This is a genomic window from Streptomyces abikoensis (genome assembly GCF_014648775.1).
Taxonomy (GTDB): Bacteria; Actinomycetota; Actinomycetes; order Streptomycetales; family Streptomycetaceae; genus Streptomyces; species Streptomyces abikoensis.
Genome location: NZ_BMRT01000010.1, coordinates 172,021 through 194,937, shown reverse-complemented (window position 1 = coordinate 194,937; position 22,917 = coordinate 172,021). Strand labels below are relative to the sequence as shown.

Genomic DNA, 22,917 nt, shown 5'->3' with positions numbered 1-22,917 from the left:
CCCCCTTCAGCGGTGGTCGGCCGGCGGCAGGTCGCCGGGGCCGAACAGGTCGGGCCGGGTCCAGCCGTCGAGGTCGTACTCGGACATGCAGCGGTCCGCGAAGCCCTTCAGGGCGTCGGCCTTGCCGCGCGCCTGGTAGCTGAGGAGGGTCTGCACGCGGATGCCCTCGTGGTCGCCGCCGTAGTTCCGCTCGTACAGCTCGTGGCGGCCGGCGAACTCGGTGCCGGTGGCGTCCCAGAGCAGTTTGAGGAGCTTCACCCGGTCGATGGCCTGGATGCCGCGCGAGCCGCGCAGGTAGCGGTCCAGGTAGGGGCGGACCTCGGGGTTCTTCCAGTCGCTGGAGTGGGAGTTGAGGTAGATCAGGCCGCTGCCGACGGTCTGCTGGACGATCTCGCGGACGCGCGGGTAGCCGATGCCCATGAAGGTGCGGTAGGCCAGGCCGTAGTCGAGGTTGGGCTGCACGGAGCCGCCGTGCCAGTCGGTGGGCGACTTGGCCATGGCATCCGACAGGCCCCAGAACATGTCGCGCCAGTTCAGCACCTCGCCGATCTGCGCCTGGACGCCCCGGAAGCCGGAGGTGCCGGTCGCCTCGACCGCCTTGAGCAGACAGCCGGCGATGAAGTCGAGCTTGACCGCGAGGCGGGTGCAGCCGTGGAAGGTGAAGCGCTCCAGGAAGCCGGACCGGGTGGCGAACGCGTTGGCCGCGCTCGCGTCGTACATGAGGACGTTCTCCCAGGGGACCAGCACCCGGTCGAAGACCATGATGGAGTCGTTCTCGTCCAGCCGGCTCGACAGCGGGTAGTCGAAGGGGCTGCCCAGGACCGCCGCCTGCATCTCGTAGGAGGTGCGGCAGATCAGCTTGAGGCCGGGGGTGCCCATGGGCACGGTGAAGACGGCGCCGAAGCGCTTGTCGCGCAGCGGCAGGCCCATGTGGGCGATGAGATTGGCGTTGGTGATCGCGGAGTTGGTGGCCACGACCTTGGCGCCCGAGACGATCAGCCCGGCGTCGGTCTCCTCCTCGACGTGCACGCACACGTCGGCGGTCCGGTCGGCCGGCCGGTCGCGGTCCACGGGCGGGTGGACGATCGCGTGGTTGAAGTACAGGACCCGTTCCTGCGCCCGCTTGTACCAGGTGCGCGCGTTGTCGGCGTACGGGCCGTAGAAGTCGGCGTTGGCGTCGAGCGTGCCGAAGAACGCGGCCTTGTAGTCGGGGGTGCGGCCCATCCAGCCGTAGACCAGCCGCTGCCAGGAGACGATCGCGTCGCGCGCGGTGACGAGGTCCTCGGAGGTGCGGGCGGTCTTGAAGAACGGGTGGGTGAAGCCGCCGTTGCCGGTGTCGGTGGGGACGCTCAGCGTGCCCTTGGCCTCGGGGTCGTGGAGGGCGTCGTAGAGCTGGGCGACGGACCGGGCGCTGTTGCGGAAGGCGGGGTGGGTGGTGACGTCCCGGACGCGCTCGCCGCGGAACCAGACCTCCCGTCCGTCGCGCAGGGAATCCAGGTACTCCTCCCCGGTCATGGGGCGGACGTCGTTCGCTGTCGTCAACTCGGCCTTCTCTCGGGGAATTCTGCGGTCAGCCTGGTCGATGCGTTTTCGGCGATTGCGGGAAACGGGCAGCGCGAGGCCGTGGACAATGCGGGGAGGGCGATTCGGCGAGGGAATTGCGTACGGTCCGCGCCGGGCAATTCCCGGCGGTGGGGCCGTCGTCCCGCCGGCGGGACGACGAGGGGCCGTCCGGCGCCTCCCCCGGGGCGCCGCCGGCTACGGAAGTCCGGGGCGGTCCTACCGAGGTATCGTTCGCGGCCCCGATCGGCCCTACCAAGGTATCGTCCCTGGCCCGGACCCCTTTCGGGAAGGGTTCCGGGCGGTAAAGTCCGGACCGTGTCAGATGCTTCGAGCGCGGCCGAGGCCGCCCCCAGGCGCGGCCCACGGGAATGGACCGTGGACACCGTCTTCTTTCTCCTCGCGGTGGCCTACGGAATGGCGATCGCGAAGAGCAGGCTGCACGGCGGGCCGGATTCCGCACCGGACGCGATGTTCAAGGCCGAGCAGATAGCCGGCGCGGTCGGCTGCGGTCTGTTGTGGCTGCGCCGCCGCTGGCCGGTGCATCTCGCGCTGGTTTTGATCGTCCTTTCGGTGTTTTTCGAGATGGTCGCGGGCGCGATGCTCGTCGCGCTGTTCAGCGTGGCCGTCCAGAGGAAATCCCGGACGACCGCGCTGGTTTATCTGGCGGGTCTGGTGCCCGTGGTCGCGGATGTCTTCTTCCGGCCCGACCCGCTGCTGTCCGGGTTCCAGTACCTGGTCTTCGGCATGATCGTGCAGGCCAGCGCGGTCAGCTGGGGCCTGTTCGTCTCCCACCGCAGGCAGTTGCGCGACCGGATGGTCGCGGAGGCCGAACTGCGCGCGGAACAGGCCCAGATGCGGACCCGCGAGGCTGTGGCCCGCGAGATGCACGACGTCCTCGGCCACCGGCTCTCCCTGCTGAGCCTCCACGCGGGTGCCCTGGAGTACCGCACCGACGCGTCCCCGGAGGAGGTCGCCCGCGCGGCGGGCGTCATCCGGCAGAGCGCCCACCAGGCGCTCCAGGACCTCCGCGAGGTGCTCGGCGTGCTGCGCGCCCCGGTGGACGGCCCGCCGCAGCCCACCCTCGCCGACGTCCACCGGCTCGTCGCCGAGTCCGGGCGGGCCGGGATGCGGGTGAAGCTGCTGGAGGAGGTCCCGGAGGCCGCGCCCGAGACGATCGGCCGCACCGCCTACCGGGTCGTCCAGGAGGCGCTGACCAACGCCCGCAAGCACGCCTACGGCGCGGCCGTCAGCGTCCAGGTGAGCGGAAAGGCCGGCGAGGGGCTGACGGTCGCGGTGACCAACGCGGCGCCGGGGCCCCGGCAGCCGCGCGACCCGGCGCCGGTGCCCGCCGCACCGCCCGGCCAGGGCCTGGCCGGACTCGCCGAGCGCGTCGCGCTGGCCGGCGGCCGCCTGGAGTACGGGCCGGACGGCAGCGGCGGCTGGCAGATCACGGCCTGCCTGCCCTGGCCCTGACGGCGCCCCGCGCCTCTTTAGTCGCCACCACCCCCTAGTCAGAGTTGTTCGAGCGGTTGGAGTGATCCCCCCATGTCCGAGAAGCGGTATCCGCAGCAGGCCGGGCCCACCGTGGTCGCCGAGCCGGTCTGGGGCCAGGTACTCGTCTGCGTCGTCTTCGCCCTGCTCGGCGCCGGCCTCGGCTGGCTGATAAAGGCGGTCGCGAAGTGGCTGGTGACCCTGCCCTGGGCGCCGCTGCAGGGCCCGGCCAAGCTCGTCACGGCGATCCCCGAGCCGGGCCTGACGATCGGGGCGATCGCCCTGGGCGGCCTCGTCGGCCTCGTCGCGGGCGTGGCCGTGAAGTTCAGCGAGCTGTCCGTCGCCGTGCACGACGACCGGGTGGAGCTCATCCGCAAGGGCGAGCCGCGCGTCGTCCCGGGCGCCGACATCGCCCTGGCCTTCCGGGACGGCAAGCAGCTCGTCCTCCTCGGCCCCGGCACCGAGGAGCTCGCCCGGGAGGACTGCGACCAGGACCGGGCGCGCCTCGCCGCCGCCTTCGCCGCCCACGGCTACGCCTGGGCGGACGAGGACCCGTACAAGCAGGACTTCCGGCTGTGGATAGCCGAGGTCCCCGAGCTGGCCGAGCGCGCCAACACCCTGCTGAAGGCCCGCGCGGAGGCGCTGCGGAAGCCCGGCGCCAAGATGGAGGCCGCCGAGCTGAAGACGGAGCTGGCCCGCGTCGGCGTCGTCGTGCGCGACCAGGACAAGCGCCAGTACTGGCGGACGCTCCGCTAGCCCGCGCCCGTACCGGCAGCGCCCCGACCGCCTCCGGCGGCCGGGGCGTTCGCGCGTCGTGCTCACCGGGCGGCGGCCGCCCGTTCCTCCAGGAAGGGAACGGTGTCGTTGGCGCTCGGCACGGCGAGCATCTCGTCCCGCAGCGCGGCGGCGCGCTCGCGGAAGGACGGCTCGCCGAGCAGCCGCAGCAGGCTCTCCCGGACGATCGCCCCGGTGGCCCGCGTCGAGTGGGTGGTGAGCCCCGCCCCCTGCGCGGCCAGGCGGTCCGACAGCAGCGGCTGGTCGACGTCCCAGGGCACGGTCAGCTGTGGAACGCCGTAGAACGCGGCGGTGTTGAGGGTGCCCACACCGGCGTGGTGGATGATCGCCGAGCAGGTGGGCAGCAGGGCCTGCATCGGCACGTAGGGCACCAGCCGGGCGTTGTCCGGGACCCGCTCCAGCTTCCCCCGGGCCTCGTCGCTGATCGTCGCGACCAGCTCGATGTCCAGGTCGGCGACCGAGTCCAGGATCTCCTGCACGTCGATCGCGTAGCCGATGGCGTGGTCGGTGACCGTGAGCCCGAGCGTCAGCGCCACCCGGGGCCGCTCGGGGCGCTCCCACAGCCACTTCGGCACGACCGCCGGGCCCCCGTACGGGGTGAAGCGCAGCGACCGGTAGTCGAGGCCGGGCGCGTGGACCTGCAGGGACGGCGGCAGCAGGTCGAGGCCGAACTGCCCGGTGACCAGCTCCTCCGTGAACTCCCCGCCGTACCGGCGGGCGTAGCCGCCCAGCCACTCGCCGAGCGGGTCGCTCCCCTCGCCGCCCGGCTGCCCGGCGGCGAGCCGGACGAAGTGGCGGCGTGCGACGCCGTAGACGTCCGCGCCGATCAGCATCCGGCCGTGGGCCGCGCCGACGGCCTGCGCCGCGATCGCCCCGGCGAAGGTGAGGGGCTCCCACAGCACCAGGTCGGGCTTCCAGTGCCGGGCGTACTCGACGAGCGCGCCCGTCAGCGGGACGTTGGTCATCTTGTGCCAGCTGTCGGTCTGCAGCCGGTAGCCCTCGCGCAGGTACGCGAGGGTGATGTCCTCGGTCCGGCGCTCCACGGCGTCGTACGGCTCGGACAGGCCCGGCTGCTTCCGCGCGCCGGGCCGGCCGGGGCGGCGGCCGATGATCTGCCACAGGTCCCGGTCGCTGCCGACGGGCACCGCCGTGAGCCCCGCCTGGTTGATGGCCGCCGTCATCTTGGGCTGGCACGCCACCCGGACGTCGTGGCCGGCGGTGCGCAGCGCCCAGGCCAGCGGGGCCATGAGCAGGAAGTGGGTGCGCTCGGGATAGCAGGTGAACAGGACGCGCATGGGTCTACCTCACGGTGGTTCAGCGGGTGGTGGAGCGGTGTGCGGCCGTGAGCTCCTCGACGCGGGGGACGAGCTCGTTGGGGGAGGGCAGGGCGTGGATCTCGTCGCGGAGGGCGGCGGCGCGCTCGCGGAAGGACGGCTCGGTGAGCAGTCGCAGGACGTGCGCGCGGATGTTCTCGCCGCCGGCGTCCCGGGGGGCCAGCGCCAGTCCGGTGCCCTGCTCGGCGAGCCTGCGGGCGAACAGCGGCTCGTCGAAGTGGTGGGGCACCGACAGCTGGGGCACGCCGTAGCGGCTGACGGTGGCCAGGGTGCCGGCGCCCGCGTGGTGGATGATCGCGTCGCAGGTGGGGGCGAGGGCGTGGAGGGGGACGTAGGGCACGAGGCGGGCGTTGTCGGGGATCCGCTTCAGCTTGGCCTTCTCGTCGTCGGCGATGGTGGCGACGATGTCGGCGTCCAGGTCGGCCAGGGCGTCCAGCAGGTCCTGGGTGCTGTGCGCGTAGCCGTTGAAGAGCTCGGTGGCGCTCAGGCCCATGGTGATGCCGACGCGGGGGCGCTCCGGCTTCCGCCACAGCCACTTCGGGGTCTCGGCCGGGCCGCCGTAGGGGATGAACTGCGTGCGCTCGTAGTGGAGTCCGGGTGCCTCGGTCTGGAGGCTCGCCGGGAACTGGTCGATGGTGAAGTGCCCGGTGGTCATGGACTCGGTGAACTCGCCGCCGTGCTTGCGCGCGTAGGCGCCCAGCCAGTCCGCGAGGGGGTCCTCGCGCTCCCCCTCCGGCCGCTGTTCCTTGAGGCGGAGGAAGTGCTCGCGGGCGACGCCGAAGACGTCGATGCCGAAGAGGAGGCGGGCGTGGGCGGCGCCGACGGCCTCGGCGGCGATGGGCCCGGCGAGGGTGAGCGGGTTCCAGATCACCAGGTCGGGCTTCCAGTGCCGGGCGTACTCCACCAGTCCGGCGATCATCGGGAAGTTCTCCGGCTTGTGGCCCTTCTCGACCATGTCGTAGTACCCGGCGTACATGTGGTCCCACGTGGCCCTCGCGGGGTCCTCGGTCACGTCCCACGGCGAGTGGAGGCCCGCACGGGCCTCCTCCAGCGCCTCGGGCTCCATCCGGGCGGTGCGGAAGAGGTCGCTGTCCCGGCCGACGGGCACGGCCGTCAGCCCGGCCTGGGTGATCGTCCCGGCGAACGAGGGCTGGCTCGCCACGCGGACGTCGTGACCGGCGTTCCGCAGTGCCCAGGCCAGCGGCACCATCCCCATGAAGATCGTCTTTTCGGGGATGGCGGTGAAGAGAATGCGCATGGTGTCCCTCTGATCAGACGGTGGTGGCGCGGCGGTGCCGTGCGGTGAGTTCTTCGAGGCGGGGGACGAGCTGGTTGGGGGTGGGCAGGGCGAGGGTCTCGTCGCGCAGCGCCGCCGCCCGCTCGCGGAAGGACGGCTCGGTCAGCAGCCGGACGACGTGCTCGCGGACGGCCCGGCCGGTGGCCTCGCCGGTGTGGAGCTCCAGTCCCGCGCCGTGCGCGGCGAGCTTCCGGGCGAGGATCGGCTGGTCCCAGTGGTAGTGCAGGGAAAGGTGCGGGACCGGGTGCCGGGCGACGGTCGCGAGTGTGGCGGCGCCCGCGTGGTGGATGACCGCGTCGCAGGTGGGGGCGAGGGCGTGGAGGGGGACGTAGGGCACGAGCCGGGCGTTGGCCGGGATCCGCTTCAGCTTGGCCTTCTCCTCGTCGGCGATGGTCGCCACGACCTCGATGTCGAGGTCGGCGAGCGAGTCGAGGACGTCCTGAGTGTTGACGGTGTAGCCGCTGTAGACGTCGGTGGCCGTCAGGCCCATGGTGATCCCGACGCGCGGCCGTTCCGGCGCCCGGCGCAGCCAGTCCGGTACGACGGCCGGGCCGCCGTAGGGGATGAACTGGGCGCGTTCATAGGCGAGTCCGGGCGCCTCGACCTGCAGGCTGGCGGGGAACTGGTCGATGGTGAAGTGCCCGGTGGCCATGGACTCGGTGAACTCGCCGCCGTGCTTGCGCGCGTAGCCGCCGAGCCACTCGGCGAGGGGGTCTTCGCGCCCGCCCTCCGGCTGCCGCTCCTTGAGGCGGAGGAAGTGCTCGCGCGCGACGCCGAAGACGTCGACGCCGAAGAGCAGGCGGGCGTGGGCCGCGCCCACGGCCTCGGCGGCGATGGGCCCGGCGTAGCAGAACGGCTCCCAGATCACCAGGTCCGGCCGCCAGTGCCGGGCGTACGCCACCAGGTCGCCGATCACGGGGAAGTTGTCCTCGCGCAGCGACCCGACGGCGAGGCGGTAGCCGTCGAGCAGCCCCGCCCAGGTCGCCCGCGCCGGGTCCTCGGTCACGTCCCACGGCGTGGGCAGCCCCACCCGCGCGTCGGCGATCACCTGCGGGTCGACCATGTCGAGCAGCCGGAAGGGATTGCCGCGCCGGCCGACGGGCACGGCCGTCAGCCCGGCCTGGGTGATCGTCTCCGTGAGCGCGTGCCGGCTCGCGAAGCGCACCTCGTGGCCGGCGGTGCGCAGCGCCCAGGCCATCGGCACCATGTACTGGAAGACGCTCTTGTGCGGGCTGGTCGCGAACAGGACGCGCATGGGGCTACCTCACGGGTGGTTCAGCGGGTGGTGGAGCGGTGGGCGGCCGTGAGCTCCTCCAGGCGGGGGACGAGCTCGTTGGGGCTCGGCGTCGCGTCGATCTCGTCCCGCAGCGCCGTCGCCCGCTCCTTGAAGGCGGGCTCGGTCAGCAGCCGCAGCACGGCCGCGCGGACGGACTCCGCGGTGGCCTCGTCGGCCCGGATCGCGAGCGAGCCGCCCTGCTCGGCGGCCCGGCGGCCCAGGACCGGCCCGTCGAAGTCCCACGGCAGCAGCAGCTGGGGGACGGGGTGGCGGGCGAAGGTGAGGAACGTGCCGAAGCCGCCGTGGTGGATGGCCAGGTCGCAGGTGCGGGCCAGGTCGTGCAGCGGCACGTAGGGCACCAGCCGGGCGTTGGCCGGCACCCGCGCGAGCTTGTGGCGCTCGGCGTCCGCGACCGTCGCGACGATCTCGACGTCGAGGCCGTCCAGCGCGTCCAGGACGCCCTGCACGTCGATCGCGTAGCCCGCGTCGTGGTCCGTCGAGCTGAGCCCCATCGTCAGCGCCACCCGGGGCCGTTCGGGCCGGGTCCACAGCCACTTGGGCAGCACGGCCGGGCCGCCGTAGGGCACGAACCGCAGGGGCAGCCGGCCGGGGAGGCCGTCCGTCGCGAGCGACGCCGGGAGCTGGTCGACGGTGAACTGGCCCGTGACCATGGACTCGCTGAACTCGCCGCCGTACATGCGCGCGTAGCCGCCGAGCCAGTCGGCGAGGGGGTCGACGCGTTCGCCCTCCGGTCGCCGCTCCTTGAGCCGCAGGAACCGCCGGCGGGTCGCGCCGAACACGTCGACGCTCCACAGCAGCCGGCCGTGCGCGGCGCCGCACGCCTCGGCGGCGATGGGGCCCGCCATGGCCAGCGGCTCCCAGAGGATCAGGTCGGGCCCCCACTGCCGGGCGAAGCGCACGAGGTCGGCGATCATCGGGAAGCTCGCGGGCTTGTGCCAGAGCGAGACGATCCGCTCGTAGCCCTCGGTCAGGTGCTCCCACGTGGCCCGGTCCGGTTCGTGGGCCGCGTCGTAGGGCGCGGGCAGGCCGTACTCCGGGCGGTAGGACCAGTCGGGGAGGGTGTGCATGCTGCGGTCGAGCAGCTTCCACAGGTCGTAGTCCCGGCCGACGGGGACGGCGGTGAGCCCCGCCTGGGTGACGACGTCCGCGAACCAGGGCGTGCAGGCCACCCGCACGTCGTGGCCGGCGGTGCGCAGCGCCCAGGCCAGCGGGAACATCGGCAGGACGTGGGCCTTCTCGGGGTTGGCGACGAGGAGGACGCGCAACGGGCTCACCCCCGGCCCTTCGCGGCGGTGGAACCGTCGCGGTGCTCGGCCACGAGCCGTTCCAGGACGGGCACCAGGTCGTTCGGGGCGGGCTGGGCGAGCATCCGCGTCCGCAGCTCCGCCGCGCCCGCCCGGAAGCCCGGCTCGGACAGCAGCCGCAGCAGGCCCTCCCGTACGTCCCGGCCGGTGGCCCGCTTGGGGTTCATCATCAGGCCGGCGCCGGTGGCGACGACGCCCTCGGCCAGGGCCGGGCCGTCGTTGTCCCAGGGCAGCGTCAGCTGGGGCAGTCCGCGCAGCGCGGTGGTGGCGAGGGTGCCGAAGCCGGCGTGATGGATGACGGCGTCGCAGGTGGCGGCGAGCGCGTCCAGCGGGAGGAAGGACTCCACGCGGGTGTTGGCGGGCACGCGGGTGAGCTTGTGCTGCTCGGACTCGGCGATGGTGGCGACGAGTTCGATGTCGAGGTCCGCGACGGCGTCGAGGATGTCCTGCACGCCGACGTTGTACTCGCCGCCGTGCCCGGTGGTGCTCAGCCCCAGGGTGAGGGCGACGCGCGGCCGCTCCGGGCGGGCGCGCAGCCACGGGGGGACCACGGCGGGGCCGCCGTAGGGCGTGCAGCGCAGGGGGACGTACGTGAGGCCGGCGGCGCGGCGCTGGAGGCACTCGGGCACCAGGTCGACGGTGAACTGCCCGGTGACCAGCTCCTCGCGGAACTCCGTGCCGTACTTGCGCGCGTAGGCGCCCAGCCAGTCGGCCATGGGGTCCACGCGCTCCGCCTCGGGGCGCTCCGCCTTGAGGCGGAGGAAGTGCTCGCGGGCGACGCCGTACATGTCGATGCCGAAGAGGAGGCGGGCGTGGGCGGCGCCGACGGCCTCGGCGGCGATGGCCCCGGCGTAGGTGAGCGGCTCCCAGATCACCAGGTCGGGCCGCCACTGCCGGGCGAACTCCACGAGGTCGCCGACCATGGGGACGTTGCTGGTCTTGTGCCAGCGCTCGACCTGGGTCGCGTAGCCCTGGCTGAGGTACTCCCAGGTGATCTCGTCGTGGGGGCGGTCGGCCACGTCGTAGGGCATGGGCATGCCGCCGCGCTCGGTCTCGCCGAGCCAGCTCGGGTCGCGGGCGAGGAGCTGCCAGAGGTCGCGGTCGCGGCCGACGGGGACGGCGGTGAGCCCGGCCCGGGTGATCTCCTCGGTGAACTTCGGCTGGCTCGCGAAGCGGACCTCGTGGCCGGCGGTGCGCAGGGCCCAGGCCAGCGGAGCCATCAGGAGGAAGTGCGTCCGCTCCGGATAGGCGGTGAACAGTATTCGCATGGTGTCCCTGTGTCCGGTCAGGCGGCGGTGGTCGTGGTGGCGCGGCGGTGCCGCTCGGTGAGTTCTTCGAGGCGGGGGACGAGCTGGTTGGGGGTGGGCAGGGCGAGGGTCTCGTCGCGGAGGGCGGCGGCGCGCTCGCGGAAGGACGGCTCGTCCAGCAGCCGCAGGACGTGCTCGCGGACGGCCCGGCCGGTGGCCTCGCTGGTGTGGAGCTCCAGTCCCGCGCCGTGCTCGGCGAGCTTCCGGGCGAGGATCGGCTGGTCGTAGTGGTAGTGCAGGGACAGGTGGGGCACGGGGTGCCGGGCGACGGTGGCGAGGGTGGCCGCTCCGGCGTGGTGGACGACCGCGTCGCAGGTCGGTGCGAGGGCGTGCAGGGGCACGTAGGGCACGAGCCGCGCGTTGCCGGGGATCCGCTTCAGCTTGGCCTTCTCGCTGTCCGCGATGGTGGCGACGATCTCGATGTCGAGGTCGGCGAGCGAGTCGAGGACGTCCTGGGTGTCGACGGTGTAGCCGCTGTAGACGTCGGTGGCGCTCAGCCCCATGGTGATGGCGACGCGCGGCCGTTCCGGCGCCCGGCGCAGCCAGTCCGGTACGACGGCCGGGCCGCCGTAGGGGATGAACTGCGTGCGCTCGTAGTGGAGTCCGGGCGCCTCGGTCTGGAGGCTCGCCGGGAACTGGTCGATGGTGAAGTGGCCCGTGGCCATGTCCTCGGTGAACTCGCCGCCGTGCTTGCGCGCGTAGCCGCCCAGCCAGTCCGCGAGGGGATCGACGCGCTCGCCCTCCGGCTGCCGCTCCTTGAGCTTCAGGAAGAGGTCGCGGACCCCGCCGAAGACGTCGACGCCGAAGAGGAGGCGCGCGTGGGCGGCGCCCACCGCCTGGGCCGCGATCGGGCCCGCGTAGCTGAGCGGGTCCCAGATCACCAGGTCGGGCCGCCAGTGCCGGGCGAACTCCACCAGGTCGGCGGCCATCGGGAAGGCCGCCAGCCGGTGCCGCTCGCCGACGGCCGTGGCCATGCCCGCGGAGAGGTACTCCCAGGTGGCCTTCTCCGGATCGGTGAAGGCGTCGTACGGCGGCTCGATGCCGGCCCGCCCCGCGTCCGCCGCGCCGTCCGCCCCGCCCGCCGCCGCGCGCGCGGCCCACAGCCGGTCGTGGTCCCGGCCGACGGGCACGGCCGTCAGCCCGGCCTGCGTGATCGTCGCCGCGAAGGCGGGCTGGCTGGCGAAGCGCACCTCGTGGCCGGCGGTGCGCAGCGCCCAGGCCATCGGCACCATGTACTGGAAGACGCTCTTGTGCGGATTGGCCGCGAACAGGACGCGCATGGGGGCTCCCTCACGGGTGGTTCAGCGGATGGTTCGGCAGGTGGTTCAGCGGGTGGCGGCGCGGTACGCGGCCGTGAGCTCCTCCAGACGGGGGACGAGCTCGGTGGGGCTCGGCAGCGCGCGGAACTCGTCGCGCAGCGCCGTGGCCGCCTGCCGGAAGCCGGGTTCGCGCAGGACGCGCAGCAGGGCCTCGCGCACGGCCGGGCCGGTGGCGCGGTCGGCGCGGATGGTCAGGACGGAGCCCTGCGCGGCCGCCCGCCGGGCCAGTTCCGGCTCGTCGAAGTCCCAGGGCACGGCGACCTGCGGCACGGGGTTGAGGGTCGTCGTCAGGAAGGTGCCCGGCCCCGCGTGGTTGATGACCGCGCTGCAGGTGGGCAGCAGGGCGTGCAGCGGCACGTACGAGACGAGCCGGACGTTGCCGGGCACCGCGCCCAGCTTGCGCTGCTCCGACTCGGCGAGGGTGGCGACGACCTCGATGTCCAGGTCCGCCAGCGAGTCGAGGATGTCCCCGACGTCGGCGACGTGCCCGGCGAAGCGGCTGGTCGCGGCGATGCCCAGGGTGAGCGCCACTCGGGGGCGGGCGGGCTCCTCCCACAGCCACCGGGGGACGACGGCGGGGCCGCCGTAGGGGATGTAGCGCATGGGGACGTAGTGTGTGTCGGCCGTCATGCGCAGCGACGCCGGGAACTGGTCGATGCTGAAGTGGCCCGTGGCCATGTCCTCGGTGAACTCGCCGCCGTACTTGCGGGCGTAGCCGCCCAGCCAGTCCGCGAGCGGGTCGGCGCGCTCCGCCTCCGGCTGCCGGGCCTTGAGCTCCAGGAAGCGGGTGCGGGCCATCCCGATGACGTCGATGCTCCACAGCAGCCGGGCGTGGGCGGCGCCGGTGGCCTTGGCCGCGATCGGCCCGGCGTAGGTGAGCGGCTCCCAGATGATCAGGTCGGGCCGCCAGTGCCGGGCGAACTCCACCAGGTCCTTGATCATGGGGAAGTTGTCGGTCCGGTGCCACTGGGAGACGACGTCCCGGTACCCGGCGAGGGTGGTCTCCCAGTCGAGCTCCGCCGGGTCCCGCTCGGCGGCGTCGTACGGCACGGGCAGGCCCTTGCGGGCCGCCTCGGCGTGCTCCGGCTTCAGCCGGGCCAGCCGCTGGATGTCCCGAGCGCTGCCCACGGGCACGGCGGTGAGCCCGGCCTGCGTGATCACGTCCGTGAACGAGGGCTGGCTGGCCACCCGGACCTCGTGGCCGGCGGTGCGCAGCGCCCAGGCCAGCGGCACCATCTGCTGGAAGAGGCTCTTGTCCGGGGTGGTGGTGAACAGTATTCGCATCGTGTCCCTGTGTCTGTGGGCGGGTCCGGGCGCGGCGCGGGCGCGGTGCGGGACGGGGGCGCTACGCCGCCTCGTGCCCGGCCTGTTCGCGGACGACGGCGGCGGCGAGCCGGTCCAGCCCCTCGTGGAGGCCGACGCGGGGGTGCCAGCCGGTCACGTCCGGGAAGGCCGACGACCGCAGGACGAAGTCGAGTTGATCGGTGCTCACCGCGTACTCGGCCGGTGTGGTGGACACGACCGGCACGGGCGGGCGGCCCGTGTGCCGGGCGACCGCCTCGGCGATCGCCGTGAACAGCTCGGCGACGCTGGTCTGGGCGCCGGTGCCGATCTCCCAGTGGCGGCCGGTGACCGCGGCGGGCGCGTCGAGGGCCGCGGTGAACGCGCGGGCCGCGTCGTCGATGCCGAGGAGGTCGCGCTTGGGCGTGCCGCCGTGCCACATGGTGAGCGGCAGTCCGGCGGCGGCGCGCCGGGTCATGGCCGCGACGACGCCCCGGTCCAGGCCGGGGGCGTCCGTGCCCAGGCTGTAGAGGGTGGACAGCCGCAGGGTGGTGCCCCGGACCAGTCCCTCGGCGGTGGCGTCGGCGATCGCCCGTTCCGCCTCCAGCTTGTGCCGGTCGTAGGCGGTCAGCAGCTCCTCGGGCGCGGTGGCGGACTGCGAGATCGACCCGGCGAACAGCAGCGCCGGGGGCGTCGCCCGGCGCTCGGCGCGGATCGCGTCGATGACGTCGTGGACGAGACCGGCGTTGACGCGCCGGGCCCGCTCGTCGCCGTCGGCGACCCGCCAGGTGCCGGAGCCCGCGATGTGCGCGACGAGGTGGATCACCACGTCGGATCCCTCCACCGCCGCCGCGACCGCGCCGGGCTCGGTGAGGTCGGCGGAGCGCTCCTCGATCCGCGCGACCGGCCGGTCCGGGAGGGCCACGGGTCGGCGGCCGACGAGGCGGAGCCGTACGGGCCGTCGCGCGAGCTCCCTGCTGACGGCGGTGCCCAGCAGGCCCGAGGCACCGAGGACGGTGATCAGTTGTCCTGTTCCCTGACCTGGCACGGTTCTCCTTCGGTTCGTTGGCGTTCGGTGGACGGCTCACGCGTCCGGGGGGCGGGCCGTGGGGCTCAGGGGGCGAGGGGCGTCCGGTACGGGTCGTGGCGCCAGCCGAGCCCCGGGCCGAGCACGGGGTCGAGGTGGCCGGTGTCGACGTGCTCCTCCCACTCGCTCCGGGAGAGCTGGAATCCGTGGAGGTCCCAGTGGCGGCCGCGGAAGTAGAGGAAGTCGCGCAGCACCCGGTCGGCCGAGCTGCTCCCCGGGCTCATCCCCACGGAGCCCAGGGTGGCCTCGGTGGTCTGGGCGATCACCCGGTCGACGTCGAACATCGCGAAGGCGTAGTTGATCGTCAGGTAGATGGCCTCGGAGCCCACGCCGAGCCTGGCCCGGGCCGGGTCCAGATAGACGGCGCAGCGGATGTGCCCGGCCTGGTCGCGGCCGTGGAGCGCGCTGAAGCCCAGGATGTCCCCCCGGCCCCGGCGGGCGACCAGGAAGGCCGCGTCGCAGTCGGCCAGGCGCCGGGTGGTCGGCTGTTCCGTGGGGCTGACGTTCTCCACGCCGCTCCGCAGGAAGGCACGGGTGACCTCGTCGTGGTCGCCGTCGGACGCGGGGCGGAACTCGAGCCGGCGCGACGCGGTGTGCGGGAAGAGCACGGTGGACGTCCAATCGTTTCTGTGGCGGGCCGGGTCGGATCCGGCGGTCAGGAGGCGTGCGGGGCGCGCGCGGCGGTGCGGTCCGCGCCGTCCGGCCGGACGCTGTCCCAGCGCATCTCACCGACTGCGGGCGGCAGGGTGTCGAGCCGGCGCAGGTCCTCCTCCGTGAGCCGCAGCGAGGCCGCCGCGACGTTCTCCTCCAGCCAGCGCAGGTGCCGGGTGCCGGGGATGGGGACGACGCCCGGTCCCTGCGCCAGCGCCCAGGCGATGGCCACCTGGGAGGGCGTCGCCCCGCCGTGGCGGGCGCCGACCTCGCGCAGCCCTTCGAGGATGGACTCGTTGGCCCGCATGGCGCTCTCGTCGAAGCGCGGGTCGCGGACGCGGGAGTCGCCGGTGTGGAGCTGCTCGTGCGAGACGCGGCCCGAGAGGAAGCCGCGGCCGATGGGGGCGAAGGCGAGGAACCCGACGCCGTTGGCACGGCACCACGGCAGGATCTCCCGCTTGTGCTGGGGCGCCCACACCGACAGCTCGTACTGCACGGTGGTGATGGGGAACACGGCGTGGATCTCGGCGAGTTCCTCGCAGGTGGCGTGCGAGATGCCCAGGGCCCGGACCTTCCCCTCGGTCACCAGTTCGCCGAGGCAGCCCCACGTCTCGACGAGCGGCACGGCGGGGTCCACGCGGTGCAGCTGGTAGAGGTCGATCGTGTCGGTCCGCAGCCGTCGCAGCGACGCCTCGCAGGCCCTCCGCAGGTGCTCGGGGCGCCCGTCGCGGACGAACCGGCCGTCGGGGCGCGCGATCATCCCGCACTTGGTCGCGATGTTCGCCTCGGAACGGCGGTGTTCCAGGGCCCGGCCGATCAACTCCTCGTTGGTGAAGGGCCCGTACACATCGGCCGTGTCGAAGAGGTTGACGCCGAGGTCCAGTGCCCGGTGGATGACGTGGACGGACTCGTCGTCGTCCCGCCGGCCGGTTTCGTAGCCGTAGGACATCGAACTGCAGCCCAGGCCGAGCGCACCCACGGAAAAACCGTCGGCTAGTTGGGTCTCCCACATTTTCGTGTACTCCAAGAGGTCCCGCGACGCGTGTCAGAAGGGGTCCGGGTGAAGAGCGCTGTCCCCGATCATTGCCGACCCGGGTCGCGGCCGGGGAGCCGCGCGGGCGTTTTCCTTTCCGTCGTAAGGGGTTTCGCCGCAACGGACTTCGGATCGCTCCGCGGCACCGGTTCGAGGAATTCGGTCAGGAACTCCGGGACGATTTCCCGGGCGAAGGTCAGGAACTGTTCGGTGCCGAGGTCGGGCGCGTGGTAGAAGCGCTCGCCGGCGGCCGTCGGCGTCCCGATGCTCACCAGCCCCAGCGCGCGCTGGAGGAGCGTCTGCCGGACCTTCAGCCCGAGGACGGCGTCGCACCGCAGCGCCGCCGTCTGCCGGCGCGACAGGCCGCGCCGCAGGACGAGGTAGCCGCCGGTGGCGGTGTGCCCCAGCGAACGGAAGGCGATCAACGCCCCGAGGAGGGTCAGGGGGGACGCCCACAGGGGCACCGCCGGGGCCCAGCCGGGCACCGCGTCCGTCGCCGCCAGCCAGGACAGCAGCCCCGTGAGGGCCGCCGTCAGCAGCGCCGCCCACAGCAGCCGCCGGTACAGCGCGGCGCGCGGGTGGCGGCGCAGCGGGGCCTCCAGGGGGCGCTCCGGTCCGGGCAGCACCAGCGCGGCCACCCGCCGGGCCTCGCGGATCGGGGCGCGCGGCAGGATGTTGCTGGCCGCCTCGCTGCTGAGCGACCAGGTCGCGAGGCCGGTGGAGATGACGGCGGTCTCGGTGAGGCCCATCCAGCGCCAGAACAGGGGCTCGCTGAGGTGCATGCCGCGCAGCCGCCGGTCGTCGCGGCGGACCTCCCGGGTGGACAGCAGCCCCTGCCGGGTCAGCAGCGTGGTGCCCTCGTCGTTGGCCGTGCGGACCAGCCGGAATCCCCAGTTGCCGGCCACGAACCCGCTGAGCAGCGCTGCGAAGCCGAAGACGAACAGCACGCCGGCCCAGAGCGCCCAGCGGCCCGCGCGGCTGGTGGCGAGGTGGTCGACGGCGTGGTCCAGCGTCCCGATGAGGTCGAGGCCGACGAGCTGGAGCAGCGAGTCCGCGCTCCACAGCAGCAGGGCGCCGACCAGCATTCCCCAGACGTTGATGACGTTGTGGAAGACCCACGTCCAGTGGATGCGCGCGATGACGGTCTCCCGTGCGGCGTCCTCCTCCGACTGGGCGGGCATCAGCTCGCGTTGCAGCGCGATCGCCATGTCCTTGGTGACCGCGTCGAGCCGGACCGAGGGCCGGGAGCGGCCGGCGCTGACGAAGACCACGCGCAGCCCGGCGAGCCGGTGGCGCAGCCGTGCCTTGGAGTCGACCGCGCGGATGCGGTCCCGGGGGATCTGCCGGTAGACGCGCAGGACGCGGCCCGTGCGGATCTCGACCAGGTCCTCGGTGATCCGGTAGCGCGTGCGCATCCAGCGCACGACGTCGGCGACGCTGACGAGCACGCCGGCCGTGGTCGCCCCGACGGCGGGCCAGAGGTCCGCCATGCGGCGGTCGCCGCCGAGGAAGAGCATCGAGAGGAGGGTCGGCAGCGTCGAGAGCACCAGCCGGACGGCGTTGACCCAGATCAGCCGCCCGTGGAGGCGCTGCCAGGGCACCTCGTCGCCGGCCGGCTCCCGCGCGGGGGCGGTGTCGCCGGGGGATTGCGCGAGGGTCACGTCGCGTCCCCCGGGGTGGCCTGGGTGATCTCCGTCAGCTCCGCGGCGGTGCGCGCCACTACCTCGGCGTCCAGTCCGACGATCTTTATGTGGCCCTCCATCGATGCGGTGACCACCCGCAGCGTGGCCAGGCCGAACAACTGCTGCACGGGGCCGCGCACCACGTCGACGCTCTGGATGCGGGAGACCGGGACGATGCGCCACTCCCGCACCAGCCAGCCCTTGAGCTCGTAGACGGCCAGGCCGGTGCACTCCCAGCGGTGGACCCGGTAGCGCCACGAGGGCATGACCGCGCCGGTGACCAGGTGGAGGACGGCCAGGACCACGAGAACGGGGCCGGTCCAGGTCCGGCCGTCCTCCCACAGCCAGTACGTCGTACCCAGCGCGCCGAGCACGACGACCATGGACAGCAGCACACGGATCGTCCACCACCAGATCGCGCGGCGCTCCACCCGGTGGCGCGGCGGGCGGATCGCGGCATCGGCGGTGTGGATCGAGAGCGCCGATGGCGGCGGCTTCACTCCAGTCATGCCGTCATCGTGCACAGGGCGCGGTCCGCCGCGCGACGCGCGGGAACGAAATGCCTTGGGTTTGCCGTGAGGTCAACTCTGCAATGCGGGCGCGGATTTGGCGGCGTCGTCGAGAACGGCGGTGATCCAGGTCTGCAAATCGCTTCCCGTGTATCGCGCGGCTTCCTGCCAGCGTTCGCGCTGGACCTCGTCCGGGGTCATCTCCAGGGGAACGGCGCGGGTGCGTCCCGGCAGCTCCCGGCCGGCCCGTACCTGCCGCCGCAGCTCATTGCGCGACCAGCGGTTCTCCGCGGCGCGGAGCAGCCAGCGGTCCCGCTCGTCGACGGGCAGCCCGGCCACCTCGGCGTGGTGCTGGAAGCTCAGCCCGGCATGGCGCTGACCGACGTCGAAACGCCGGGCGACCCAGGCGTAGTTCCGCAGCGTCTGATAGTCGAGCGAGGTCTGCGCGATCGCGTGCTTGTAGCGGTTCGGGAATTCCGACTGGCCGTAGATCAGCCAGTCGCCGAGCCACCACGCGGAGGAGTTCGACAATTCCTGGATCTGTCTGCCCAGGTGCTGCCAGGCGTCGAGGGATATACCCGAGGGGATTCGCAGCGCGGTTCTTCTCCTCATCACTTGGCCCTGAGCTGTGCCGGAACGTGGCATCCCCCCGTTCACGGTCGCGTTCACCGGATTCCGCTGAGCACTGTCGAGCACTGCCTTGCCGCCTTACGTGGCCTCTGCAATCGATCGGCAACGGAGACTGCCACACGTGGCTTGATAGAACCTAGACAAGCTCCAAGTGGCCAGGTGGGGCGGGCGGTCCGGCCCCCTCCGGGCCCTGTCCGGGCTCCGTCCGGACCCTCTCCCGGCCCTCTCCCGGCCCGGTGTGAGGCGGCCCGCCGCTGTCCCGCCGGCGGGACGGGACCGCTGTCCGGCGGCTGCGGACCGGGAACTGTTCGGGCGCGTGGTTCGTCTCCTTCGGGCCAGGGGTGGACGTCGCATGCCGGTGCGGTCTGGACCAGATTTCTTTCAGACAATCCGGCGCGCCGGGTTGCTATGATCCACCGGAAGGGGTGACGAAACGGGGGGTTTCAGTCGTGCACACTTCTTTGACCGCAATGCTGCTCGGGCCCGTTCAGGCGTCCCGGGAATCAAGCCGGGTGGAGCTCGGTTCACCGACCCAGCGGACGATATTCGCGGTTCTGGCGGCCCAGGCGAATCGCGTGGTGAGCCGTGATGAATTGATGAGCGCGGTATGGGGGGAAAATGCCCCGGCCACCGCCGTGAACAGCGTCTACACCTATATTGCACGGCTGAGGAACTGCCTGGAACCCGACCGCTGCCGGCATGCGCGCTCGGAAGTGCTCGTTTCCGACAGCATGGGATATCTGCTGCGTGTCGCGCCCTCCGGGGTGGACACCCAGCGCTTCGCCGACCACCTCGCCGCCGCACGCCGGCTCCGGGCGGCGGGCGGCCTCCACGGGGCGGTCGCGGAGCTGCGGTCCGCCCTCAGACTCTGGCAGGGCACCCCCTACGGCGGCGCGGTGGGCCCCTTCGTGGAGGCCGAGCGCGTCCGGCTCGCGGAATCCCACCTCCACACCATGGAGGACTGCGCCGAACTGCTGCTGGAACTCAAGCAGCCCGCCGGCCCGATCGCGGAACTGACCACCCTCGTCCACCGCCACCCCCTGCGCGAGCGCCCGCGTTATCTGCTGATGCGCTGCTTCGCCGAGCTGGGCCGGCACGCCGACGCCGTCCGGGAGTACCACTCGCTGCGTACGACGCTCGTCGAGGAGCAGGGCATCGAACCGGGCGAGCGCCTCCAGCGGCTCTACGAACAGGTCCTGCGCGACTGCAGCTCCCGTTCGCGCCGCCGGCCCACGACACCCGCGTCGTCCGGGGCACCCGCATCGGCCGAGGCCCCCGCGTCGTCCGCGACCTCCGTGGAGCCGATGGAACCGGTGGACCCCGTGGACCCCGCTGCCCCCGTCGTTCCGTCCGTGGCCGCCGAGCCGCTCCCCCGTGTGCCGGGCCCCCGGGCGTCGGCCGCCGGGCGACTGGTCTGGGACGTCCCGGACTTCACCGGGCGCGAAGCCGAACTGGCCCAGCTCAACGAGCTGGTGACGGCGGCCCAGGGCAGTGAGGAGTCCGCCCTGCTGCTGATCACCGGCGGTCCCGGTGTGGGCAAGACCGCCCTCGCCACCCGGCTCGCCCACTCGCTCGCGCACAAGTACCCGCACGGGCAGCTCCACATCGACCTGCACGCCTTCTCCAGCCGACGCGGCCGGCAGGCCGCCGGTACTCCGCTGCGCCACCTGATCCCGGGCATGGGACAGCCGACGCCGCCGGAGCCGCTCGACGCCCGCTCCCTCTACCGGAGCCTGGTCGCCGATCGCCGGCTGCTGATCGTCCTGGACAACGCGGAGTCCGTCGAGCAGGTCCGGGCGCTGCTGCCCGGCACCCCCGCCAGCCTGGTGATCGTCACCAGCCGCAACGGCCTGACCGGGCTGATCGCCCGCGACGGCGCCCGCCGGATCGTCCTGGACGGCCTCGCCGAGGAGGAGGCGACCCGGCTGTTCGCCCGGATGGTCGGCCGGCCCTTCGTCGCGCGCCACGAGGCGGCCGTACGCCGCCTCGTGGCAGCCTGTGGGGGGCTGCCGCTGGCCCTGCGCATCGCGGCCACGCTGATCCGCGTCGCCCCCGGCCCGGACGAGGCCCTCGACGCGCTCGTCGAGGGGGACCTGGCCCACTCCCTGGAGATCTCCGGCGACGGCGACTCCTCCGTGAGCACCGTCTTCGGCTGGTCGTACGCGGCGCTGCGCGCCGACGCCGCCCATGTGTTCCGGGCGCTGGGCGCCCAGAGCGAGCGCGAGGTCACCCTGCCCGTGGTGGCGGCGCTGAGCGGCTTCGACGCGGCGGGCTGCCGCCGCGCCCTGGACGCGCTCGTCGACGCGAGCCTCGTCCGGGAGGTGGCGCGCAACCGCTTCCGGCTGAACCCCCTGGTGCACTCGTACGGGCGGCGGATGGCCGCCGAGCGCGCCAAGCTCGTCCGTCAGTCCCGCTGCCCCGCGCGGTTGCCCACGACGGTCACGACGATCACGCCCAGTATGGCCATGGAGAGGTTGGAGATGACCTCGTAGCCCTTGAGCGCGTCGATATGCGGGATCACATGGTTGAGGAAATTGAGCACGGGGCTCATGAACGGCTGTGTGGCCAGCGCATCGACCGTACCGCTGATGCCCGCGACGACCAGGAACAGACCGACGAGCTGAACGACCTTCGCCATGCCTCCACGTTATGCGGGCGGGCGTTCCGGGCGGATCGGCCATCGGTATTCTCCGCGTCGACCGAAGTCGTGCCGCTCGGCTGCCCGGAACGACCAAGGTATCGGGCGGTGCCGACTTGGGTACGGCATGCCCGCCCCGCCCCGCCGCGCCTTCTCCAGCAAGCGCCCGGCTCGTCACCCCGGAGTCACCCGTGGCCCTCAACCCTCCCGCCCCCGCAGCCGAGTCGGCCCGGCCGGCCGTGATCGACGTCCTGATCGTCGACGACGACCCGCTGGTCCGCGTCGGGCTGTCGATGCTGCTCGGCGGGGCGCCGGACATCCGCGTCGTCGCCGAGACCGGCGACGGGGCCGAGGCCCTCGCCATGGTCCGGCGGCACGAGCCGCACGTCGTCCTGATGGACGTGCGCATGCCCGTCATGGACGGCATCGCCGCGACGGAGGCGCTGCGCGCCCGGAGCGGCGGGCCGGAGGTGCTCGTCCTCACCACCTTCGACGCCGACGAGTACGTGGTGCGCGCGCTGCGCGCGGGAGCGGCGGGCTTCGTGCTCAAGGACACCCCGCCGGCGGAGATCGTGGCGGCGATCCGGCAGGTGGCCGGCGGCCGGCCGGTGCTCTCCCCGGCCGTGCTCCAGCTGCTGATCGACCGCGTCGTCACCACCCCGGACCACGGGCGGCGGCGCAGCGCCGCCGACAGCCGGCTCGCGCTGCTCAACCCCCGGGAGCAGGCCGTCGCCGTGGGCATCGGCCAGGGCAAGTCGAACGCCGAGATAGGCCGGGCGCTCCATCTCGGTGTGCCCACGGTCAAGACCCACGTCTCCAATATCCTCGCGAAGCTCGGGCTGAACAACAGGGTCCAGGTGGCCCTCCTGGTGCACGACGCGGGGAAACTCGACGACCTCGGGTAAAAGTCAAGGGAGGGTATAGACGAGGTATAGCGCCGGACGGATACGATCGCCGACGTATCGTCAACCGACCTGTGCTACGGGGGCATTGGACATGGGGGAAACGAATCACGGTGCGCGGGCCGACGCGGAAAAAGCGGAAGCCCGAATTCCCATTGACGGGGCGGCCGCGCGGCGGACCGCGCTCTGCCTGCCGTCCGGCATTTCGCTGGACGAATGGCAGGGCATAGGGAAGCGGATATACGTCGCCGCCGACTCGTCGACGTGGTGGCTGGGGGACTGGCTGATCTACGGCCGGACCGCCTACCCGGACCGCTACCGCCACGCCATCGAGGAGACCCTGCTCGACTACCAGACGCTCCGCAACTACGCCTGGGTGGCCCGGCGTTACGCGCCCGGCCGGCGGCGGGCGGCGCTGAGCTTCCAGCACCACGCCGAACTGGCGAGCCTTCCGGAGCACGAGCAGGACTACTGGCTCGACCGGGCGGAGAAGCTCAACTGGTCCCGGAACTTCCTGCGGAGCCGGGTCAAGGCCGCCCGCCAGGGCGAGCCGGAGACGCCGTCGGCCGGCCGGGTCGCACCGATCCAGGTGCACATCCTCCGCGACCAGCGGCTGCTGTGGGCGCGGGCCGCCGAACGTTCCGAGCTGGACCTCCAGAAGTGGGCGATGGCGATGCTCGACGACGCCGCCGCGAGCGTGCTCAGCGCGTAGCCGACGGGGCGGGTTGGGCGGGGACCTACCAAAGGATGACCGGGAGGCCCCGCCGGACCGTCCAAAGATGCTGGGAAAAGGGAGT

At 73.0% G+C, this 22,917-nt stretch carries 20 protein-coding genes; 5 read left to right on the top strand and 15 right to left on the bottom strand.

Going from position 1 to position 22,917, the window contains the following annotated elements; translation table 11 throughout:
- Nucleotides 1-6: 6 nt before the first annotated feature.
- Nucleotides 7-1,515 (bottom strand): 4-hydroxyphenylacetate 3-hydroxylase family protein, encoded by a 1,509-nt coding sequence (locus IE096_RS27175; protein ID WP_189456187.1) that lies wholly within the window; start codon nt 1,513-1,515, stop codon nt 7-9.
- A 363-nt stretch (nt 1,516-1,878) separates the two neighbouring features.
- On the opposite strand from IE096_RS27175, the gene IE096_RS27170 reads away from it, so the two are divergent.
- Together IE096_RS27170 and IE096_RS27165 are read left to right on the top strand one after the other, a co-directional pair.
- Complete coding sequence (locus tag IE096_RS27170) at nt 1,879-3,036, top strand: sensor histidine kinase (RefSeq protein ID WP_229820646.1); 1,158 nt, start codon at nt 1,879-1,881, stop codon at nt 3,034-3,036.
- Nucleotides 3,037-3,108: 72 nt separating this feature from the next.
- Complete coding sequence (locus IE096_RS27165) at nt 3,109-3,810, top strand: YqeB family protein (protein ID WP_189456089.1); 702 nt, start codon at nt 3,109-3,111, stop codon at nt 3,808-3,810.
- 62 nt (nt 3,811-3,872) lie between these two features.
- Here the strand turns inward: IE096_RS27165 and IE096_RS27160 are convergent, their stop codons facing one another.
- The 13 genes from IE096_RS27160 to IE096_RS27100 form a co-directional block, all read right to left on the bottom strand.
- Nucleotides 3,873-5,144 (bottom strand): activator-dependent family glycosyltransferase, encoded by a 1,272-nt coding sequence (locus IE096_RS27160; protein WP_189456087.1) that lies wholly within the window; start codon nt 5,142-5,144, stop codon nt 3,873-3,875.
- Nucleotides 5,145-5,163: 19 nt separating this feature from the next.
- Nucleotides 5,164-6,441 (bottom strand): activator-dependent family glycosyltransferase, encoded by a 1,278-nt coding sequence (locus IE096_RS27155; protein ID WP_189456084.1) that lies wholly within the window; start codon nt 6,439-6,441, stop codon nt 5,164-5,166.
- Nucleotides 6,442-6,454: 13 nt separating this feature from the next.
- Nucleotides 6,455-7,735, bottom strand: coding sequence for an activator-dependent family glycosyltransferase (locus tag IE096_RS27150; protein ID WP_189456083.1), 1,281 nt, complete (start codon nt 7,733-7,735; stop codon nt 6,455-6,457).
- A 20-nt stretch (nt 7,736-7,755) separates the two neighbouring features.
- Nucleotides 7,756-9,051 (bottom strand): activator-dependent family glycosyltransferase, encoded by a 1,296-nt coding sequence (locus IE096_RS27145; RefSeq protein ID WP_229820645.1) that lies wholly within the window; start codon nt 9,049-9,051, stop codon nt 7,756-7,758.
- A complete protein-coding gene (locus IE096_RS27140) occupies nt 9,048-10,349 on the bottom strand; it encodes an activator-dependent family glycosyltransferase (RefSeq protein WP_189456082.1) in 1,302 nt (433 codons plus the stop codon). The genes IE096_RS27145 and IE096_RS27140 overlap by 4 nt, the downstream gene beginning before the upstream one ends.
- A gap of 17 nt (nt 10,350-10,366) precedes the next feature.
- Nucleotides 10,367-11,668: an activator-dependent family glycosyltransferase gene (locus IE096_RS27135; protein WP_189456081.1), complete on the bottom strand. Its 1,302-nt coding sequence runs from the start codon at nt 11,666-11,668 to the stop codon at nt 10,367-10,369.
- A gap of 45 nt (nt 11,669-11,713) precedes the next feature.
- Nucleotides 11,714-12,991, bottom strand: a complete 1,278-nt coding sequence (locus IE096_RS27130) for an activator-dependent family glycosyltransferase (RefSeq protein WP_189456080.1) — start codon at nt 12,989-12,991, stop codon at nt 11,714-11,716.
- A gap of 61 nt (nt 12,992-13,052) precedes the next feature.
- A complete protein-coding gene (locus IE096_RS27125; protein ID WP_229820644.1) occupies nt 13,053-14,036 on the bottom strand; it encodes an NAD-dependent epimerase/dehydratase family protein in 984 nt (327 codons plus the stop codon).
- Between the two features lie 65 nt (nt 14,037-14,101).
- Complete coding sequence (locus tag IE096_RS27120) at nt 14,102-14,683, bottom strand: GNAT family N-acetyltransferase (RefSeq protein ID WP_189456079.1); 582 nt, start codon at nt 14,681-14,683, stop codon at nt 14,102-14,104.
- Nucleotides 14,684-14,730: 47 nt separating this feature from the next.
- Nucleotides 14,731-15,738, bottom strand: coding sequence for an aldo/keto reductase (locus IE096_RS27115; protein ID WP_189456078.1), 1,008 nt, complete (start codon nt 15,736-15,738; stop codon nt 14,731-14,733).
- Between the two features lie 68 nt (nt 15,739-15,806).
- Complete coding sequence (locus tag IE096_RS27110) at nt 15,807-17,420, bottom strand: PH domain-containing protein (RefSeq protein ID WP_189456076.1); 1,614 nt, start codon at nt 17,418-17,420, stop codon at nt 15,807-15,809.
- Nucleotides 17,417-17,950: a PH domain-containing protein gene (locus IE096_RS27105; protein WP_189456074.1), complete on the bottom strand. Its 534-nt coding sequence runs from the start codon at nt 17,948-17,950 to the stop codon at nt 17,417-17,419. The genes IE096_RS27110 and IE096_RS27105 overlap by 4 nt, the downstream gene beginning before the upstream one ends.
- A 72-nt stretch (nt 17,951-18,022) precedes the next feature.
- The gene (locus IE096_RS27100) at nt 18,023-18,562 is read right to left on the bottom strand and encodes an LmbU family transcriptional regulator (protein ID WP_189456072.1); all 540 of its coding nucleotides are present in this window, start codon (nt 18,560-18,562) and stop codon (nt 18,023-18,025) included.
- Between the two features lie 488 nt (nt 18,563-19,050).
- Here IE096_RS27100 and IE096_RS27095 point away from each other — a divergent pair, with 488 nt between their 5' ends.
- Entirely contained in the window at nt 19,051-21,072 is a 2,022-nt protein-coding gene (locus IE096_RS27095) for an AfsR/SARP family transcriptional regulator (protein WP_229820643.1), read from the top strand.
- On the opposite strand, the gene IE096_RS27090 is transcribed toward IE096_RS27095, so the two are convergent.
- On the bottom strand, nt 20,985-21,218 hold the full coding sequence (locus IE096_RS27090) for a hypothetical protein (RefSeq protein WP_189456070.1): 234 nt from the start codon (nt 21,216-21,218) through the stop codon (nt 20,985-20,987). The genes IE096_RS27095 and IE096_RS27090 overlap by 88 nt on opposite strands.
- Nucleotides 21,219-21,511: 293 nt before the next feature.
- Between IE096_RS27090 and IE096_RS27085 the strand changes: the two genes are divergently transcribed.
- Together IE096_RS27085 and IE096_RS27080 are read left to right on the top strand one after the other, a co-directional pair.
- Nucleotides 21,512-22,123, top strand: a complete 612-nt coding sequence (locus IE096_RS27085; protein ID WP_373298215.1) for a response regulator — start codon at nt 21,512-21,514, stop codon at nt 22,121-22,123.
- A 91-nt stretch (nt 22,124-22,214) separates the two neighbouring features.
- The gene (locus IE096_RS27080) at nt 22,215-22,832 is read left to right on the top strand and encodes an LmbU family transcriptional regulator (protein ID WP_189456068.1); all 618 of its coding nucleotides are present in this window, start codon (nt 22,215-22,217) and stop codon (nt 22,830-22,832) included.
- Nucleotides 22,833-22,917 lie beyond the last annotated feature (85 nt).